Origin of the sequence: Yoonia sp., from assembly GCF_030731595.1 — a bacterium.
Classification (GTDB): domain Bacteria; phylum Pseudomonadota; class Alphaproteobacteria; order Rhodobacterales; family Rhodobacteraceae; genus Yoonia.
This window is the reverse complement of sequence record NZ_JANQTS010000082.1, coordinates 1-19,231: the sequence shown is the minus strand read 5'-3', so window position 1 is coordinate 19,231 and position 19,231 is coordinate 1. Positions and strand designations below refer to the sequence as shown.

Annotated in this window: 16 protein-coding genes; 13 read left to right on the top strand and 3 right to left on the bottom strand. The window is 59.3% G+C overall.

Going from position 1 to position 19,231, the window contains the following annotated elements; translation table 11 throughout:
* The first annotated feature begins 75 nt into the window (after positions 1–75).
* Together NWQ23_RS08960 and NWQ23_RS08955 are read left to right on the top strand one after the other, a co-directional pair.
* Positions 76–591 carry a molybdopterin-dependent oxidoreductase gene (locus NWQ23_RS08960; protein ID WP_306165943.1) on the top strand — a complete coding sequence of 172 codons (516 nt, stop codon included), beginning with the start codon at positions 76–78 and terminating at the stop codon, positions 589–591.
* 69 nt (positions 592–660) lie between these two features.
* On the top strand, positions 661–3,135 hold the full coding sequence (locus tag NWQ23_RS08955; protein ID WP_306165942.1) for an ATP-binding protein: 2,475 nt from the start codon (positions 661–663) through the stop codon (positions 3,133–3,135).
* Positions 3,136–3,153: 18 nt separating this feature from the next.
* Here the strand turns inward: NWQ23_RS08955 and NWQ23_RS08950 are convergent, their stop codons facing one another.
* On the bottom strand, positions 3,154–4,368 hold the full coding sequence (locus NWQ23_RS08950; RefSeq protein ID WP_306165941.1) for a polysaccharide biosynthesis/export family protein: 1,215 nt from the start codon (positions 4,366–4,368) through the stop codon (positions 3,154–3,156).
* 196 nt (positions 4,369–4,564) lie between these two features.
* On the opposite strand from NWQ23_RS08950, the gene NWQ23_RS08945 reads away from it, so the two are divergent.
* The 4 genes from NWQ23_RS08945 to NWQ23_RS08930 are packed head-to-tail and all read left to right on the top strand — an operon-like array spanning position 4,565 to position 8,736.
* On the top strand, positions 4,565–5,800 hold the full coding sequence (locus tag NWQ23_RS08945; protein ID WP_306165940.1) for an oligosaccharide flippase family protein: 1,236 nt from the start codon (positions 4,565–4,567) through the stop codon (positions 5,798–5,800).
* 3 nt (positions 5,801–5,803) lie between these two features.
* Complete coding sequence (locus NWQ23_RS08940; RefSeq protein ID WP_306165939.1) at positions 5,804–6,727, top strand: glycosyltransferase family A protein; 924 nt, start codon at positions 5,804–5,806, stop codon at positions 6,725–6,727.
* A gap of 18 nt (positions 6,728–6,745) precedes the next feature.
* Positions 6,746–7,726 (top strand): glycosyltransferase family 2 protein, encoded by a 981-nt coding sequence (locus tag NWQ23_RS08935; RefSeq protein WP_306165938.1) that lies wholly within the window; start codon positions 6,746–6,748, stop codon positions 7,724–7,726.
* Positions 7,723–8,736: a glycosyltransferase gene (locus NWQ23_RS08930; RefSeq protein ID WP_306165937.1), complete on the top strand. Its 1,014-nt coding sequence runs from the start codon at positions 7,723–7,725 to the stop codon at positions 8,734–8,736. Before NWQ23_RS08935 ends, NWQ23_RS08930 begins: the two co-directional genes overlap by 4 nt.
* A gap of 22 nt (positions 8,737–8,758) precedes the next feature.
* Here the strand turns inward: NWQ23_RS08930 and NWQ23_RS08925 are convergent, their stop codons facing one another.
* Positions 8,759–9,790 (bottom strand): LacI family DNA-binding transcriptional regulator, encoded by a 1,032-nt coding sequence (locus NWQ23_RS08925; RefSeq protein WP_306165936.1) that lies wholly within the window; start codon positions 9,788–9,790, stop codon positions 8,759–8,761.
* Positions 9,791–9,887: 97 nt separating this feature from the next.
* On the opposite strand from NWQ23_RS08925, the gene NWQ23_RS08920 reads away from it, so the two are divergent.
* The 7 genes from NWQ23_RS08920 to NWQ23_RS08890 all read left to right on the top strand — a co-directional run bounded on the left by NWQ23_RS08920 (position 9,888) and on the right by NWQ23_RS08890 (position 18,453).
* Positions 9,888–11,297, top strand: coding sequence for an aldehyde dehydrogenase family protein (locus NWQ23_RS08920; protein WP_306165935.1), 1,410 nt, complete (start codon positions 9,888–9,890; stop codon positions 11,295–11,297).
* On the top strand, positions 11,294–12,817 hold the full coding sequence (locus NWQ23_RS08915; RefSeq protein ID WP_306165934.1) for an AMP-binding protein: 1,524 nt from the start codon (positions 11,294–11,296) through the stop codon (positions 12,815–12,817). The genes NWQ23_RS08920 and NWQ23_RS08915 overlap by 4 nt, the downstream gene beginning before the upstream one ends.
* A gap of 98 nt (positions 12,818–12,915) precedes the next feature.
* Positions 12,916–13,869: a tripartite tricarboxylate transporter substrate binding protein gene (locus NWQ23_RS08910; protein ID WP_306165933.1), complete on the top strand. Its 954-nt coding sequence runs from the start codon at positions 12,916–12,918 to the stop codon at positions 13,867–13,869.
* A gap of 51 nt (positions 13,870–13,920) precedes the next feature.
* Complete coding sequence (locus NWQ23_RS08905) at positions 13,921–14,475, top strand: tripartite tricarboxylate transporter TctB family protein (RefSeq protein ID WP_306165932.1); 555 nt, start codon at positions 13,921–13,923, stop codon at positions 14,473–14,475.
* A gap of 15 nt (positions 14,476–14,490) precedes the next feature.
* Positions 14,491–15,987, top strand: coding sequence for a tripartite tricarboxylate transporter permease (locus NWQ23_RS08900; RefSeq protein ID WP_306165931.1), 1,497 nt, complete (start codon positions 14,491–14,493; stop codon positions 15,985–15,987).
* Positions 15,988–16,099: 112 nt separating this feature from the next.
* Entirely contained in the window at positions 16,100–17,218 is a 1,119-nt protein-coding gene (locus NWQ23_RS08895; protein WP_306165930.1) for an AAA family ATPase, read from the top strand.
* Entirely contained in the window at positions 17,215–18,453 is a 1,239-nt protein-coding gene (locus tag NWQ23_RS08890; RefSeq protein ID WP_306165929.1) for a VWA-like domain-containing protein, read from the top strand. The genes NWQ23_RS08895 and NWQ23_RS08890 overlap by 4 nt, the downstream gene beginning before the upstream one ends.
* Positions 18,454–18,455: 2 nt before the next feature.
* Here NWQ23_RS08890 and NWQ23_RS08885 read toward each other — a convergent pair whose 3' ends face one another.
* Positions 18,456–19,127, bottom strand: a complete 672-nt coding sequence (locus NWQ23_RS08885) for a hypothetical protein (RefSeq protein ID WP_306165928.1) — start codon at positions 19,125–19,127, stop codon at positions 18,456–18,458.
* Positions 19,128–19,231 lie beyond the last annotated feature (104 nt).

The window sequence follows — 19,231 nt, the reverse complement described above, 5'->3', positions numbered from 1 at the left end:
GGACCCTATCCCGATGCGCGCATGCGTCAGCGAAAAGAGCATGGCATAGAGACACAAACGCATAAGGAGAATGCCGTGCTTGCTCAGATTGTAAAAACGACTTTTGGTTTGGTCGCCGTGATCGGTATCGCCGCCGCGGCGAGCGCGCAAGACATCGCCTTGCCGCAAGGTGCGGTCGTCTTGACCGTAACAGGCGAAATTGACGTCGCGAATGCTGATGGCACGTTGATCTTTGACCGCGAAACGCTGGCAGCCCTAGGCACCGAGGAATTTGAAACCACCACGATCTGGACCGAAGGCCTGCACCGGTTTGAAGGGGTGTCGCTTAAGACGCTAACGGATTTGATCGGGGCGCAGGAGGGCACGCTTCTGGCAACCGCAATCAATGACTATACGGTTGAAATTCCCGTTTCTGATGCGGTCGCGGATGGTCCGATCATCGCCTTCAAGATGGACGGAGAAACGATGTCAGTGCGCGACAAGGGACCGCTCTGGGTCGTTTATCCTTACGATATGTCGGCCGATTACCGTTCGGAAGTGATTTATTCCCGCAGTATCTGGCAACTCGACAGGATCGAAGTGGTAAAGTAACCCCTAAGAGCGACACGGACATCGCGTTCTGAGGGGGCCGACATGCGGAAACCCAAGTTCAAGTTACCCATGATCAGCAGAACCCTTGCGGTTCTGGCTGGTCTTGTTGCGTTTATCGCGATTGGATTTCTCTCGTATGATGTGGCGCGAAAAATTCGCCTTCTTGGATCAGCAAGCTCTGATAATGTGCAATGGTCGCTGACCCAGACCGAAGTCGAGTTTCTCGCGCTCCAAAATCAGATTGAGGCCGACCCGGTCGATCTTGGGCAGTTGCGCGAAAGGTTTGATATCTTCTACAGCCGTATCGGCATGGTGAACCGTGCGGCGGTCTTTGCGGAACTCCGGGCAAACGAAATTTCCAGCGCGCATCTGGATGCTATTGCCGCCTTTCTGGATGAAACGGTGGCCTTGATCGACGCTGACGATGCGGTGCTTTTGGCCGGCCTGCCAACACTTGCCGAGAGATCAGAGCAGTTGCGCCCGATCGTGCGTGCGATGAGCCTGTCAGGGCTGCGGCTTTTTGCGGAAACCGCCGATGAGCAACGCCAGGCGGTCGCCCGCACGCTGACAGAACTTGCGGTGGCATTGGCCGCGTTGATCGGCGCTTTGGCACTCGCAATCGTCTATCTTTACCGGCTGAACATTCGCATCTTCAATCGCGAGCTTGAAAACAACCAGACGGCCACGCGGATGCGCACGGTCATGGGGACATCGCTTGACGGTGTGATCATCAGCGATGGCGAAGGGCGCATCCTTGAATTCAGTCCTGCGGCAGAGGCCATCTTTGGGCACAAGACCGCGGATGTCTTGGGGTTGGAAGTTGGCGAGGTCATCGTCCCGGACCATATGCGGGCGGCCCATGATACGGGCATGGAGCGGATGCGCAAAGGCGGCGAAAGGCACGTTGTCGGCAAAGGCCGTGTCAGGCTTGATGCCAAGCGTGCAAATGGAGAGGTTTTCCCGGTAGAGCTTGCCCTTCAGTCTGCGACCACGGACCAAGGCCAGATTTTCATCGCCTTTCTGCGCGATATCTCGCATCGCGTCGCCGCCGAGGCAGAGCTTGTCGCCGCCCGCGACAAGGCCTTGGCCAGCGAAAAGATGAAGACCGACTTTTTGGCGACGATGAGCCATGAAATCCGCACACCGTTGAACGGGCTGTTGGGCAATATGAGCCTTTTGCGAGATACGCCGCTGAACAATCTGCAAGACCGCTATGTCGGGTATATGGAATCCTCGGGGCGATTGCTGATGAGCCATATTTCGGATGTGCTCGATATTACGCGTTATGATGCGGGCAAACTCAGCACCATGACCGCGCCCATGAATATCTCTGCCTTGCTGCAAGATATTATCGACAACCAAAGCAGCACTGCGTCTCGGAACGAAACAAGGTTGGAGTGGGGTTGGGACGGTCCGGCCTTGCATTGGATCAATTCCGATTACGACCGGCTTCAGCATGTGATGATGAACCTGATCGGCAATGCCGTGAAATTCACGAAAAGGGGCAAGGTTTCTGTCGTTCTGCGTAAAATGACCCAAGACGACAATGATCAACTCCACATCGAGATCGCCGATACCGGACCCGGCATCTCGGAAGACCTCGCAACGCGCATTTTTGATGACTTTGTGACGGGCAACACCGCCTATGACCGCGAAGTCGGCGGGACAGGGCTGGGTCTGAGCATTGCGAAACGCTTTGTGACGGCGCTGGGTGGCCAGATCGGCGTGAACAGCGTGGAGGGCAAGGGCAGCACGTTTTGGGTGCAGCTTCCTGTGACGCCGGCCCTTGCACCAAATGGAGCAGAACAACCTGCGGAAATCCAGGCACCAACCCGCCCCCTGAACGTGCTTTTGGTCGAGGATAACGAGATTAACCGGATTGTCGCCCGCGAAATGCTCGAGGCCGAAGGGCATAGCGTCACCCTTGCCCATGACGGTCGCGAAGGGGTCGAACTGTCCAAGACCAAGAAATTCGATTTGATCTTTATGGATATCAGCATGCCGGTCATGGACGGGCGTGTTGCCACGCGCGAGATCAGAAAAGGCCATGGCGCCTCTGCACATGCGCCCATCGTGGCGCTGACCGCGAATGCGATGGCTTCGGAACAAGAGGATTTCAAGTCGGACGGCATGAACGGTATTTTGACCAAACCGCTGTCACGCACCGCGCTGCGCCATACGCTCAGTATTCATCAACCCCAAAGCTACGCTGGCAACGCCAGCCTTGTTTCGCATGAACACAGCGCCGAAACGCGAGACGCATTGGGCGAAGAGGCTTTTGCGAAACTGCGCGCGCGCTTCATGCGCGAAGTCGAAGACCTGGTGGCTTGGTTGCAGTCCGATGAGACACAGGATTACCTCGAGATTGCGGCGCGCGCCCACAAAGTCGCAGGCAGTGCTGCTGTTTTTGGCGCTGTGCAACTGCGCGAAGCGCTCAAATTGATCGAGCAAGCCGCCAAAGCCGGTGACAATGCCACCATCGAACGGGTTGTCTTCGGCCTGAACGGTGTCTGGCGTGATACCAAGATCGCCTTGGTTGAATAAGGTTTCTCGCGCTTCGATCTATTCGAGCAGCGCCACTGCCCCGACGAGACTCAGCGCGCGGCCGATTTCCGTGATGTTGGTGATTGTGCTGTCGTAGCAAGCCAGCGCATCGCCCGGCAGCAGATAGGGGTCATAATCATCCCGATCCGCGCGCCGCAGCAGATCCTCGATATCGCGTTCGATGACTGCAGAGACACCGGTGATCGGGTTGCGCGTGAACAAGACCGATGATCTTGCCGCGCTGGTGCTGCGCGAACCGCCGACACAGTTTGCGTCGATCACAGCCTGAAGATAGCGCGTCCCATAGGGGATCTCTCGCACTGTCTGACCGATCCCGGCCGAAGCGTTATTGGTTGCGGGTTGTGTCAGGTTTGACAGGTAAAGGCTGACCCCCGGTGGGCTGATCGGGCTCGGGCGCATCAGGTCTTCCTGAAAGCACTGGCGGCTTGGAACCGATATCTCGTCGCCTGTCAGCAGCATGATATCGACCGCGTTCTGGCCTTCAAACACGCCGCGCATGTCAATCCGGTAAAGCTGACCGTCGCGACGCACTTCGACCGCTGAAATATCGGCGTCAGGGCGAATCCCGCCCGCAGAGCGGAGCGCGACAGACAGGTTGCGACCTTCGGTCGAGGCACCCAAAGCGTCTTGCCGGCGGGTGTCCAGACTGCTGCCGCCAACAACGCCGATTTCTGAAGCCCGCGGTTCGAAAACGGCGCCCGAAACGCCAACAGTCACAGAGGCGAAATCGGCGACACGCACGGAAATACGCGGCGCGTCACTGTAAAAATCATTATCCAAGAGCTGGCGCGCGATGTCCGCCTCGATCTGGTCAGTGGTGCGGCCTTGTGCGCGGATCGGCGACAGGAACGGCAGTTTCAATGTGCCGTCGCGCGAGATGACATAGTCGCCATTGAAGGTTTCGTCATTGCCGATGCGGATATCAACCAGATCATTGCGGCTGAGACGTTCGCCGCGCAGCGCTGCCGCAGCGATCGCGGAACCTTTGCCAAGCCCGTCAAAGCCGCCATAGGGCAGGCACTTTTGGGCATTGAGAGTGGCGGAACGCAAGAACTCTGCATTTTCCCGCGTCACATGAGGTTCACGGTATTGCGCCTGATACGCGTCGCCGGTGGCCACGGCTTCCAGATTGTCGGGTGGGTCAAAGCTGGCGCAGGCCGCAGCAAGGATCAGGGCAGACGCAGCGCAGCGGTTTTTGAAAGAAGATAACAAGCCAGCCTCACGCAAAATGAATTCGTCTCTCCTTACGGGTATCACGATTGATGGTCTACGGGAACGTTGTATCGGCAGCTATACGAACGGATACAATCCTTCACCTTTGCTCCCTCTTTCTCGCCCGAGGCGTCCGCGACTTGGTTTGCGCAAGGCTTTAGTTCTGGCTTCAACCCGAAAACAGGACTCAAACACCATGCCGATCACCACCCAATCCAAGGCCTTGATAGGAAACCTGATGGCCTATGGCGCATCAGAGGTTGCCTCTAAGGCAACGCGGCTGTTGGTCGTGATGGCCGTTGCGCGCACGATGGAGTTGAAGGAAATCGGTATTGCTGCCACGGCCATTGCCGCGGGCGACATCCTCAAGTCGCTAACGGAAAACGGTGTTGGTCAAAGGATCATCGCCGCCAAGGAAGAAGACCTTGCCGCCGTCTGTGCAACTGCACAGCGGATTTTCTGGTTCTGGTGCACCGGTCTGTTCTTGATGCAGGCCGTCATCGCTGGCGGTTTCCTTTTCTACAGCGACAACACGCTGCTTGCCCTGCTGATCCTGATCTTGGGTGCGGAATACCTGCTGATGCCCGCAGGCCTTGTTCATGTGGCCCTCGCCATGCGGGCAGGGAAACTCAAGCAGACAGCCTCTATCGCGGGGGCGCAGGTTGTCGGGGCAAACCTGATGTCGGTCGTGCTGGTTCTTGTTTGGCCATCTGCCTTGGCGCTTTTGCTGCCGCGTCTGCTGTCTGCGCCGATCTGGCTGATTGCGGTGCGCCGTCTGCACCCGTGGACGGTTGACCGGTCTGCAGGATTTGCGCCGCTGCGCCCTTTCCTGACCTATGGCCGTTCCGTCCTGGGCGTTGAACTGGTCAAGGCCCTGCGCTTGCAGGCTGACAAGCTGGTGATCGGTATGACAATGGGAGCGGATGCGCTGGGCCTCTACTTCATGGCGTTCAACGCCGGGCTGAGCCTGTCGAATGCCTTTACCGTGGCCTTCTCGACCGTTCTGTTTCCGCATCTGACACGGACGGTTGATCGCGTGGCTGCACTGCGCAACAGCATTCTGATCGGCCTTGGCCTGATCAGCCCGGTTGTGATCGCACAGGCCCTTGCCGCCCCTTATTATGTGCCATTCCTGTTTGGCGATGGATGGGACGGCATTTCCGATATTGTTGCGATCCTTTGTCTTATAGCGATCCCGACGACCCTTTGGACCGCTGCCGCCGGATGGTTGCGCGCCAACGAGCGTCCAGAGATCGAACTGCTGGTGACCATCGTTCTGACCATCGGCGTCGTGTTGAACACTCTTGTGCTTGCCCCCTTCGGCCTGACCGTTGTGGCCGTCGGCTATGCGGTGACAGCAACCACGATCATGGTGATCGCATCAATCCCGGCCATTCTGACCGCATTTTCCACCACCCCAGTCGAGGCTTGAACAATGCCAAAGTTTTCTATCGTCATTCCCTGCTTCAACGCAGCACATACATTGCCCGAGACTTTGGACAGTCTGCGCGCCCAAACCTGTCCCTCATGGGAAGCGATCTGCGTCGATGACGGATCCACCGACCTGACCTGCGAGATCATCCGTGACGCGGCGGCCAGAGATCCCAGAATCAAGCTCGCGTTCAACGTCTCCAAAGGCCCGAGCACAGCACGCAACCTTGGCGCAAAGGTGCTTGCCAGCGGCGACATCATCGCATTTTGCGATGCAGACGATGTCTGGAGCCCGACAAAGCTGGCTGAACTTGACGTGGCTTTCGCCGATCCCGAGGTCGACGGCGCTTATGGCCAGATCGCCTTCTTCACCAAAAATCCGCATGAGGCATCTGTCTTTTCAACAGTCCCGCGCACTGATCTGTCGATCCCGATGCTGCTGGGTGAAAACCCTGTGTGTACCATGTCGAACATGGCGGTGCGTCGCATGACCTTCATCGCATCGCAGGGCTTCAAGAAAGACATCATCCACAATGAAGACCTCGAGTGGCTGATCCGCTTGGTCGGTGCCGGTGCCCGCGTTATCGGGATCGACAAGTGCCAGACCTACTACCGCGCCAGCGCCCACGGCCTGTCTGCCGATCTGTCCAGCATGGCCCAGAGCAGAGAAATCGCCCTGCAATCAGCCGCGTATTTCGGATTTGCCCCGACGCCATGGGCGAACGCAATCCATCTGCGCTATCTGGCGCGGCGCGCGCTCCGGCTTGGGCATGGTCGCGCCGATGCTCTGAAATTTGCACTGCAAGGTCTTTGGGCCAGCCCATCCGGTTTTTTCAGTTCTCCAAAGCGAGGCTTCCTCACAATCGCCGGGGCAATTGTATCGCTCGTACTGCCCGGCCGTCTTAACCAGTTCATCTTTTCTCGCTAATCCAAGAAGGATTTTCCCATGCCACTCGCCACGATCGTAGTTCCAGCCTTCAATGTCGCAAAGACGCTCTGTGAAACGCTTGATGCCCTCCTCGCACAGACGTTTGAAGACTTCGAAATTGTCATCGTCGACGACGGGTCAAGCGACGCGACCTATGCGATTGCAAAGTCTTATCAGACAGACCCTCGGGTCCGTTTCATCAGACAGCGCAATCGCGGTCTGGCAGGCGCGCGCAATACAGGTATTGCCGTGGCGGAAGGTGCGTTTATCGGATTTTGTGACGCCGACGACATCTGGGAGCCGGGTAAGCTGGCAGCCCACGTGCAGCATCTTCAATCGGATCCGGCAGTCGGGGTCAGCTACGCAGGGTCATCCCTGATCGACGACAACGGCGATTTCCTTGGCCAGAGCCAGAAGCCGCGCCTCAAGAACATCGAAGCCGTTCATGTTTTCAAACGCAATCCGATCGGCAATGGCTCTGCCCCTGTCATCAGGCGCGCTGTTTTTGATGCCATCGCCTTTCGCCCCGCCTCCGAGACCGAGCGCGACTGGTACTTTGACGAGACCTTTCGCCAGTCCGAAGACATTGAATGCTGGCTGCGCATTGCTCTGAGCACGGATTGGATTTTCGAAGGTGTCCCCGGTCTGCTGACCCGATACCGGATCAGTGCAAACGGGCTGTCCGCCGCGACAGATCGTCAGCACATGGCATGGGAAAATATGGTGACCAAGCTTACGCCTTTGGCCCCCGCATTCTTTACCCGGCACGCACCGGTGGCCCGCGCCTACCAGTTGCGCTATCTGGCGCGGCGCGCGATTAGCGATCTTGATGCCGAGCGGGCACAAAGGCTTTTGCTGGCCTCCTTGCGGGAATCAAAGCGTCCGCTCTTCGAAGAACCGCTCAAGAGCGCTGTCACCATTCTTGCGACTGCCGCTTTGGCTTTGGGCGGACGCGAAGCCTTGGCTGCGATCATGTCTCAACGGGCGGCACGAACATGAACGCCCGTCCAGTGATCCTACACTTGGTTGACGACGCCACTGCCGGCGGGGTGATGCGGGTGGTCGAATTCATCCGCACCTCCGCGGATATGGCGACGTTCGGCGAACATCGCGTGCTGCATGTGAAGCGCGGGAAGTTGATCGCAAAGCCATTTGATGCCGATATCCTCGTCTCGCATCTGGCCGTCAGTTGGCGCAGCCTGCCTGCCTTGCTTGCCATGCGGGCCAGCAACGCCTCCAAGCCGTTTCTGCATATCGAACACAGCTATACAGAAGCCTTTGTTGCGCTCAACGTACAGAACAAGCGCCGGTTTGCAGCATTGCTGAAAGTCTCGTTCTCGATCTTCGATCACATCATTGCGGTCAGCGAGGCACAGGCCGAGTGGATCAAATCCCGCGGGTTATGCGCGCCGCAAAAAATCACCACGATCCAGTCCTGCGTCAATCTGGAAGCCTTCCGGAACCTGACGGCCCCACATGGGCCCGTCCGCGTTTTCGGCGCGATCGGGCGTCTGGATTTCCAGAAGGGCTTTGACTCGCTCATCGTCGCATTTCGGGCCTGCAAGAACCCCGAACTGAGATTGCACATCTTCGGCGAAGGCGATCAGGAACCAATGCTGCGCGAGCTGGCCGGCGACGATGAACGTATCGTCTTTCGCGGCTTTGCCGCGGACCCTGTCACAGCCCTTGCACAGGTTGATGCAGTTGTCATGCCGTCCCGATGGGAAGCTTATGGGCTGGTCGCCATCGAGACGCTGAGTGCGGGAAGGCACCTGATCTGTGCCGATATCGACGGACTGAATGATCATGTGCGGGGCGGAGCGATGGTCTTTCGCCGCGGGTCAATCAATGACCTGAAACAGGTGATGACAGATCTTGTCGCTGACAAGGATGCCGCGGGCAACTTGTCGCCCTATCGTCAGGGCCGTCTTCTTGAGGAAAGATTCTTGCAAGGGTGGGCCGAGACGCTTGACCTAATCGGGAACAGGCGCGCGGCGGTGCGGGCGTAAAGCAACGGGGCAGTATCTTGGGTCACTTCGCGACAAGAGGTGCGGTCGTTTCGCGCAGTTTGAGGGTGACTTCGATCTTGCACCTGACGATATCCTTGGCATCGAAATCAGCGATACGTTCGACAAGATACCGGCCCGCCTGCGCACCGATTTCTTGTGCCGGAATATGGACCGTCGACAAGGCGGGATAGATATCCGCAGAGCCCGCAAAATCACCGATCCCGATGATCGACAGGTCCTGCGGAACCCGCAGCCCGCGTTGCATCGCGCCTGATATCGCACCCTGTGCAATGATGTCGTTGCCGCAAACCAGCGCTGTCAGTCCCTGTTCGCGCCCCAAAAGCTCCAGGCAGGCGGCTTTGGCTTGCGCGATGCTATAAAGAGACTGCACTGACCACGTATCAGGGATTGTGATTCCTGCGTCCTCGAACACGGATTGGACGGCTTGCAGGCGTCCGCGCGCGCGATCATTCTCATCGGTCGGCGGAAAGATGAAACCGATGCGCTGATGGCCCAGCGACAAAAGATGCTCTGCCGCCAGACGCCCCGCCTCGCGGTTGTCCGCACCGATGCAGGACAGGGGTGAGGTTTCGGAATAGCTCCAGACCGCGACGACAGGCACATCCTGAGAGGCCAGAAGCCTGTAGGTATCGTCGCTGTGATCAAGGCCGATCAGGGCGATCCCGTCGACGCGATGTTCCAGCAGTTTGCGCAGGACCTGATATTCGGCCTTGAGGTCATACCCATGTGTGGCCAGCAGGAGGGTAAAGCCCAGATCGGTGACCGCATCATTGAAGGATTGCACCAGTTCCGCAAAGATCGAATAGTTCACCGTCGGTACCACAAGCCCCAGTGTCGCGCTGCGCCGCCCGTGCATCGCCTGTGCCGCGCGGTTGCGGATATAGCCGGTCTTGCGGATCGCGGTTTCGACCTTTTTGCGCGTTGCGGGATTGACCAGATCAGGGTGATTCATCACCCGCGAGACTGTGGCCGCAGAAACGCCAGCGGCCTTGGCCACAGAGGTGATATCAACTTTATACGCTTGTTTTTTCATGATAATTCGGCACGAGTCTGCGATTTTATGAAAACATTTGCAATACTATTTTCATGGCTTAGCGTTCATTGATGCCAACCGACAATAAAGGTTTTGAATGTTGACTTCTGCCGATCCTAGCCCCGTGGATGCCCTGATCGCCGACGCCCGCGCAGCACAGGCCCTTTATGAGGCAGAGGGCAGTCAGGCGCGCTATGACCGTGCCGCACAGGCAGCGGCTTGGGCGATTATGGAACCTGCGCGCAACCGGATGCTGGCAGAGCTTGCGGTGCAGACCACAGGTCTTGGGAATGTGCCTGACAAGATCACCAAGAACCACCGCAAGACGCTTGGCCTGATGCGCGATATTGCGGGTGCGCAGACCTTTGGCATCGTATCCGACGACCCCGCCACAGGGGTGACAGAAATTGCCCGACCGCTTGGTGTCATCGGGGCCGTGGTTCCCTCGACCAACCCTGCGGCCACGCCTGCCAACAATGTCATCAACGCGCTGAAATGCGGTAATGCGATCATTCTGTCACCCTCACCCAAGGGTGTTGCCTGTTGTGTGATGCTGCTGGAGTTTATCCACGCGGAATTCGACAAGATCGGCGAAGACAAACGCCTTGTGCAGATGATCCCGCCGCCGGGGACAAAAGCCGACACCCAGCGTTTGCTGGAACTGGCCGACCTAGCCGTGGTCACGGGCAGTCAGGACAATGTCCGCCGTGCCTATTCCAGCGGGACGCCGGCTATCGGTGTGGGCGCGGGCAATGTCACCGTGATCGTCGATGAAACCGCCGATCTTGCGCTGGCGGCGGCAAAGATTGCGGCCTCCAAGACGTTCGACAATGCCACCTCTTGTTCGTCGGAAAACGCGCTTGTGGTCGTCGATGCAGTCTATGACGCATTTGTTGCGGCCATGTCCAAAGAAGGGGGCGCATTGGTGCCCGATGCGCAGGCGGCAGGCATCATCGCAAAGCTTTGGCCGCATGGCCACCTGAACCGTGACGTGATCGCCAAGGATGCGGATGTCATGATCGACAAGCTGGGGCTTGCGGGCTCTGTGCCTGCGGGAACCAGATTTATCGCAGTTGAAACAGATGGCATCGGCCCGGATCATCCCTTGTCGGGTGAAAAACTCAGCCGTGTGGTGGCCCTTTATCGGGCGCGCGATTATGACGATGCGGTTGCCATCACAAAGCGGGTCTTGGCCTATCAGGGTGCGGGCCATTCGATTGGCTTGCACACGACGGACCCGGACCGTCCGACAGATCTTGGGCGGCACATGCCGACCTGCCGGGTGATCGTCAATCAGGCCCATACTTTTGCCACCGGCGGGTCGTTCGAGAACGGCTTGCCGTTTTCCCTGTCGATGGGATGCGGCAGCTGGGGCGGCAATTCGATCGACGACAATTTGCATTGGCGGCATTTCATGCAGCGCACCAAGGTGGTCCGCCCGATCCCGTCGCGCGAACCCGGCCTTGATGCGATCTTTGGGTCCTATTGGGCCGAGGCGGGAAAATGACGCAAGTGACCGCATCTCCGCCGACAGGTACGGTGCGCAGCTGGCTTGATGCCCGCGCTGACGGGCAGGGCGCAGAAATAAGCCACTATTTCCTTGATGCAGAGCCGCTCACATGGGCGGAGTTGCGCAGGTCAGCGGCTGAAATCGCTGGCAAGCTGTCCGGTCTGGGTCTGGCCAAAGGCGAAAGTGTCGCGCTGATGTTGCCCAATGGCAGGCCCGGCATTCTGTGCCTGTTCGGTGTGCTTTATGGCGGCTTTCGCACGGCGCTGATCAACCTCGGGGCAGGGGCGGAGGCGATGGGCTATGCCCTGACGCATTCCGATGCGCAGGTGGTCTTGGTAGGGGCCGCACAGCAGGACTTGTACGCAGGTGCCGCTGCGGCCCATCCCGTCAAAGGGCGGCGCATTGTCGTCAGCGATGCAATCGACTGGCCGGAAGGCACGCCATCGGGGACCCTGTGTGATCTGGCATCACAGGATGATGCGATGCTGATGTATACATCCGGCACGACAGGGCGGCCCAAAGGCGTGTTGCACACCCATGCCAGCCTGCTGGCGGGCGGCTGGACAACGACTTTGGCCCATCACCTGACGGATAAGGACCGCGCCCTCTGCGTGCTGCCGATCTACCATATCAACGGGCTCTGCGTAACCGTGATGGGGCCACTGATCTCTGGCGGATCGGTGGTTGTCTGCGAAAAATTCTCGGCCAGCCGGTTCTGGAAGACCTGTGCGGCACATGACATCACATGGTTTTCGGTAGTGCCAACGATCATTTCGCACCTGTTGCACGGAGAAACCGACCCTGATGCAGCGACCAAGGCACGGATCAGGTTTGGCCGTTCGGCCTCGGCGGCACTTGCCGTTGAAACGCACTCTGCATTCGAGACGCGCTTTGGCATCCCGATCATCGAAACGATGGGGTTGACCGAAACCGCTGCGCAAATCCTGTCCAACCCCTTGCCGCCCGGGTTGCGCAAGATCGGATCGCCCGGCAAGGCATACGGCAATGCGGTTGCGATCCTGTCATCCGACCTCAAGCCCGTGCCCTGCGGGACCGAGGGCGAGATCGTGATCCGCGGGCCAAACGTCATGCGGGAATATTACAAGAACCCCGAAGCGACGCAGGCCACCTTTACAGAGGCAGGATGGCTGCGCACGGGCGATCTGGGGAAGATGGACGCGGATGGATATGTTTTTGTCACGGGGCGTCTGAAAGAACTGATCATCAAAGGTGGCGAGAACATCGCACCCCGCGAGGTTGACGAGGCGCTTTATTCCCATCCTGATGTGGTCGAGGCTGCGGCATTCGCCCGCCATTGCGCCAGTTACGGCGAAAGGGTCGAAGCTGCTGTGAAACTGCGTGACGGTGCCACGGTCTTGCAATCCGAGCTTGTGGCGCTGTGCTTGCAAAAGCTGGGCAAATTCAAATGCCCTGACGTCGTTCATATCATGGACGAATTGCCCAAAGGACCGTCGGGCAAAATCCAACGATTAAGGCTGGCTGAAATGACAGCTTAAATGACGCGGTTCATCCCTTGGAGGAGGGGGAGGCCGCAAAACGAAAGGCCCCGGGAAGGTCAAGAATCCGGGTCACAAACCATAAACGGGAGGAAGACATGAAGACTCTACTGAACAAGACAACACTGGGCGCGACGCTGCTGATGGGTGCAATGGCCATGGGCGGAACCGCAATGGCCCAGGGCTATCCTGACCGTCCGGTCGAGCTGATCGTGACATTCGGTCCGGGCGGTGGTGCGGATCTGATGGGTCGCACAATGGCCCAACTGATGGAAGGGCCGCTGGGCGTGTCCATTCCTGTGTCCAACGTCGGCGGTGCTTCGGGCAATGCGGGGCTGACACAGCTGCGCACCAACCCTGCGGACGGCTATACGATGGGCACGCTGATTTCGCTGACTGTCGCGTCCTGGGCCTCTGGTCTGGGCGACAACAAGCCTGAAGACTTTGAAGTCATCGCGGTCGTGCAAAGCTCGCCCTCGTTCCTGTTTGTGCCGTCCAGCGGCGCGCATCAAACAGCAGAGGCGCTGTTCGAGTTTGCCAGAGGCAATCCCGGTGCCATCACGGTCGCCACTTCAGGCTATGGCACGCAGGACGATGTGACGCTCAAGCTTTTGGCGAATGCGGGCATCCAGATGGAGAACGTACCATTCCAGGCCCCCGCAGAGCGCTATGCGTCCCCCATCGGCGGGCATACAGCCGCGATCTATGAAGAGCCCGGCGATGTGGCGCAGTTTGTGCAGGCGGGCCAGCTTGTTCCGGTCGTCGTTTTCGCAGCAGAGCGGCATCCAGAGTTTCCGGATGTGCCGACATCGGCCGAGCTTGGCATCGATATCTCGGGCCTTGATAACTACCGCACCATCGCTGTGGCCGCTGGGACGCCCGCAGATATTGTCGCCAAACTGTCGGAAGCAGTTGCAACAGCAACCGCATCGGATGAGTGGAAAGCTTTCTGCACCAAGACCTACTCTTGCATCACGCCTGTGACGGGCGACGCTGCGCAAGCCATGGTCAGCGACTTCCGCGATCTGATCGCGGCACAACTCGCCAACTAGGCGGGGGCGGGATCAATGGCGTCTGCAAAACCAAATCAAGACCTTGGCCAGATGCCACAGGCCGGGAGGGGTATCCCTCCCGGTTTCCTCCGTCTTTTGCCGACGCTGATACCTTTGGCGCTTTTGGTGCTGGCACTTGTCTTGCCGGGTCACATGTTTCAAAGCGATCAAACGGCAAGCCGGGTCGGCCTTGGCCCTGCTGCATGGCCGCGCGCGATGCTGATGGGTATGGCGGTTTTCGCGGCCCTCTGGATCGCGCGCGACATCTGGGTGCTGAGTGCTGCGGGCCGCAAGCCGACACTGTCCATTCCTGTCGAAGACACGCCCTATCATTTCGGCAAAGCGATCATCGGGCTGATCATGATCGTGGCCTATGGCTGGCTTCTGCCCAAGATCGGTTTTGCCACGGCCACTGCGATCTTTATCCTGGTCTGGTGCCTTTTCGGCGGGCTGCGTAACCTGCTTGTCGTCGTGCCGGTGACCCTGATCGGGACCATCGCGCTGTTGTGGCTGTTCATGGGATTGGCGCTGATGCCCTTGCCGCGCGGCGCTGGCGTTTTTGATAATTTCAGTATCTGGTTGCTGCGGGCGACCGGGATTTACTAGCGGATTGGAAACCTGATGGCTGCGTTAGATCTACTGGGCGGCGGATTTCTGGCCGCATTCCAATTCTGGTCGTTCATGACGATTGTCACGGGCCTGTTGGTGGGCGTTGTCGCGGGGGCCTTGCCCGGCATCTCGTTCGTGAACGCCATGGCGATGGCCTTGCCCTTTACCTATGTGATGGAGCCGACCCAATCCATGCTGTTTTTGGGCGGCATATATGTGGGCGGTGTCTTTGGCGGCTCGATCTCGGCCATTTTGATCAATGTGCCGGGGACGCCCGCTTCTTTGCCTGCCACATGGGACGGATACCCCATGACCAAGCGGGGCGAAGCGAAACGCGCCCTGACGATTGCCGTGACCGCTTCTGCGACAGGCGGCTTGGTCAGCGCTCTGGTGCTGGCGTTCCTGTCGGCCCCATTTGCAAGCTTTGCGCTGAAGTTCTCGCAACCTGAATTTTTTGCAGCCACCATTCTCGGCCTTGTCAGCGTCATCGCGATTGCCAAGGACCAGCCGGTGATTACGATGGTTTCCTTGCTATTGGGTATCGTCGTGGGCACCGTGGGTGTTGATCCGCTTTACGGGCAGGCGCGTTTCAGTTTCGGCGTGCCCGAAATGGAAAGCGGCATTCGTTTTGTCGTGGTGATGATCGGCCTGTTCGCGATTGGCGAAGTGGTGGATCTACTGGCAACCAACAGGGACCTGCGGCCAAAGAAGTCCCAAGGCAAGGCAATCGGCGCCAGCTTTCGCGACATCCTGAACGTAAAGGGTGCCATAGCAAGGGGCACGGGGATCGGCTGTCTGATCGGCATGATCCCCGGTGCAGGGGCCACGCCGGGCGCGGTCATCGCCTATGGCATTGAAAAGCAGGTTTCCAAACGGGGCAAAGACTTTGGTACCGGTGTCGAAGAAGGACTGGCGGCTCCCGAGGCTGCCAAGAATGCGACAACGGGTGCGGCTATGGTTCCACTCTTGACGCTGGGTATTCCGGGCAGTGCGGCAACCGCGATCATGCTGGCGGCCATGATGCTGCATGGCGTCAGCCCGGGGCCGCTGTTGTTCATAATGGACCCGACAATGGTCTATACGATTTTTGCCGCCATGATCATTGCCAATATCTTGATGATTTTTGCAGGTATCGGCGTGGCGCAACTGTTCTCGACCTTGATGCGCACACCGCCCGCGATCCTTGCCGCCTTCATCATCGTGCTGAGCGTTGTGGGTGCATTCGGGGTGCGCAATAACATCTTTGACGTCTATGTCTGCCTTGCCTTCGGCGTGCTGGGCTGGGGGATGAAGCGGGTCGGTTTTCCATCGGCACCTTTGGTGCTTGGCGTGATCCTTGGCCCTCTGGCAGAGCGTTACTTCCTCACATCCATGGCAAACGCCCAGCAGGACTGGACCGTGTTTTTTACCCGCCCCATCAGCGGGACCATCTTGGGTTTGGCGTTGGTTTTCATCCTGTGGTCGCTTTCTCCCGGCATCAAGCGTCTTTGGATCGCACGCCGGGCGTGATTGGCGCATCCGCAAGGCTGCACGCACAGTGCGCTTCGGATTGGAAACAAGCGACTGTTGTCCTCAAGGCCAGTTAGGCTAGTTACCTGACGAGGAAACAAGGGCGTGGCACATGTCTCTGAATACGACGGCAATTTCGGCAGGGCAGGCGCTTGAGGCCTTGCGATTAGGCTATGCGGAACAAAAAGCGGGCACGATGACCGCATCATGGATGCTGCATGGCCGTCCGGGGATCGGCAAAACGGATATCGTGCAGCAATTGGCCAACGAGACCGGGGCCAAGCTGGTTGATCTGCGCCTGACAACGATCGAACCACAGGACCTGCGGGGCCTGCCGTTTTATGACCACGAGACACGCCGCACGGTCTGGTATCGCCCCGAGGATTTGCCCGATGATCCCGCAGCCCCCGCGATCCTGTTTCTGGACGAATTGACGGCCGCTGCACCGACGCTCCAACCCACTGTCTACGGTCTGCTGCAAGAGCGGCGCGTCGGACGGCATCGGCTGCCGGATACAACCTTTATCGTGGCTGCCGGCAATGCGGTTGAGGACGGCGCGCTTGCCTATGAGATGGGCACGGCGCTGTCGGACCGGCTGATCCATCTGTCGATCCGGGCGGCAGCCACCGATTGGCTGACAGGCTATGCCGTGCCAAATGGTCTGCACCCGGCGGTGACGGCCTTTATCCGTACAAGGCCCGACCTGCTGGAAACAACCGAAGATACCTTGCGGCGCGGGCAGATGATTGCCTGCACGCCCCGGTCTTGGGCGCGGGCCAGCACCATCATGTATGCGGTCCAGGACAAGATGCTGCGCGATATCCTGCTGGCGGGCACCTTGGGCGAAGCACCCGCAGCCGAGTTCATCCTGATTGCCGAAGACGTCGCCATATCGGTTCAGGCGACCGCGATGCTCGAGGCGAAACCGTCCCAGAGGGGCGCGATGTACCCCGCCAGCTTGCATGGTCTGACGGCCTTGATCTATGCGTTGGTCACTTTGGCCGACAAAGCGCACATGGCGGATGTCATTGACGTCATGGCCGGTATTGGGACCTTGGCCCAGACCGAGGACAGGCGGGAATTTGCGACGCTTCCTTTGGGTGAACTTTGCACCTACGGGTTTGAGTTGCTGATTGAAAAGGCGCTCAAACACGACCTGCAAGAGGCGTTTCGCACCTCACAATCCTATGCTGCCTATGTGGCCGACCGCCAGCAACGCGGGCTCGCGTGACATCGGCGCATTCGAAACGTGCCAGTCCGGCCTTGCGCGCCTTGGTCGAGGCGGACCCTGCGCTTGCCGCCTTGTCGCTCTGGTGTGACCACCGTGATGGGGATGCGACCTGTACCGATGGCAGCACGATCTCCTATGGCCCGGACTTCGAAACACTTGCACGGCACGAACAGATCGGGGTTGCGGCACATCATATCCTGCACGTGGCCTTGCGCCATTCAGCGCGCCTGACACACCTGCAAACGCGCTTGGGGGGTGGCTTTGATGCCGCACTTTACAACCTTGCCGCCGATGCCCTTGTGAACGAAACGCTGTTGCTGGCCGAGTATGCGCTGCCACGCCCTGCGGTCACTCTCACGGGTCTGCTGGCCGAAGCTTTGGAACAGGATCTGTCACCACAAGAGGCGCTGGCCACATGGGATATCGACCGGCTTTATTTTGCACTGATGACGGGCGAGGGCGGGGCAGGCAAGGCGCAGGACAAGGCCCGTGGCTATGCGCAAGAGCGCAGCTTTGATCCTGATGTCGCGCCATCCGCAGACGGCGAAGGCGCGGCGGGCGATCTGGAACAAGACGCGCGTTGGCGGCAAAATCTGGCCCGCGCGGTCGATGTCGGGCAGCAGGCGGGGCGTGGGATCGGTCTGATCGGTCACGCGGTTTTCGATATTCCACAACCGCGCACCCCGTGGGAGCTGATCCTGCGGCGCACCCTGACGCGGGCGGTCACCGTGGCCCCGCGTGTGGCCCCGCACCGTCCTTCGCGCCGCTGGCTGGCAGGGACCGCACAGGCCGCGCGGTCCGGTGGCCCATCACCGGGGTTCGAGCCGGGTTCTTCGCCATTAAGCGATGTGCCGCGGATTGCCGTTGCACTTGATGCCTCGGGCAGTATCGACGACGCGCGGCTTGCGCTTTTCTGGGCCGAGGTTCTGGGGATCACCCGCCGGATGCGCGCGGAATTGCACCTTTTGGTGTTTGATGACGGTATTCGCTACCGCGCGCGGATTGAGCCAAGCCAGACGCAGATCAGCTTGCCCGATTTACCGCGCGGTGGCGGGACAGCCTTTGTGCCTGTCGTACAGGAGGCCCGCGATCTGGGTGCTGCGGCTCTTGTTATTCTGACGGATCTGGAGGGCGATCCGGGGCCGCCGCCTCGTGGGTTGCGCGTGATCTGGGCGGTGCCGGATGCGGGGGCGCTAACCGCGCCCTTTGGGCAGTTGATCGACCTGTCGCATTAAGTTCAGGCCAGCGCCGCCGCCAGCCGCGCATGGGCCGACACGCCGCGCGCATTAAGCGTGATATCGCGCAGGAAGGTGTTTTGCGACTGGTTGATCCGCAGCAACAGCCCTTCGTCGAGTGGCGCTTGAAACAGACCCTGCGCGATGATGTCACGCTCTTGGCGGGTCAGTGCCAGCACGGCGGGGCCGTCTTCACTCTGGACCGTGACATAGGTCAGGGGCGCAAAAAGTCCCAAGTCGGATTGTTCGACGACAAGATGCAATTGGCCGCTGCGCAAGTCCCGGAGTGCGGCGATCTGTGTGAGTACCGCGCGGGCCTGTACGCGCAAAAGGTCCAGCCCGCGTTCTGCGTCGGCTGCGTCAATGATCTGGCCCCGCTTGGATTTCGGCACGCGCAACACCCGCATTTCAACCCACCAGATCAGGACCAGCATCAAGATGGGCGCCTGCGCCAAAGGCATCGCCAGATCGTTCCAGACCAAACCAATCATCACAAGCGGCAAGAGCGACACGGTGTAGCGCACCCACTGGAACTCGACGGCGATCCGCGCAATGCCCCGCAGGCCAACCTTGCCTTTGGGCCAGACAGTGACGCGCCCGAAAAACTTGCGCGGCAATTGCCTGACGGCCAGAATCGCGGGGTTGCGCACAGTGTCATGGGTCAGGATCAGCATTGCACTTCCATCGTTGCATGTGGTCCGAACTTAGTGCGGAATTGCCGCGCCGACAGGGATGACACCAGAGTAAACCTGCATAAGTGACCTGTATATCCATCCAG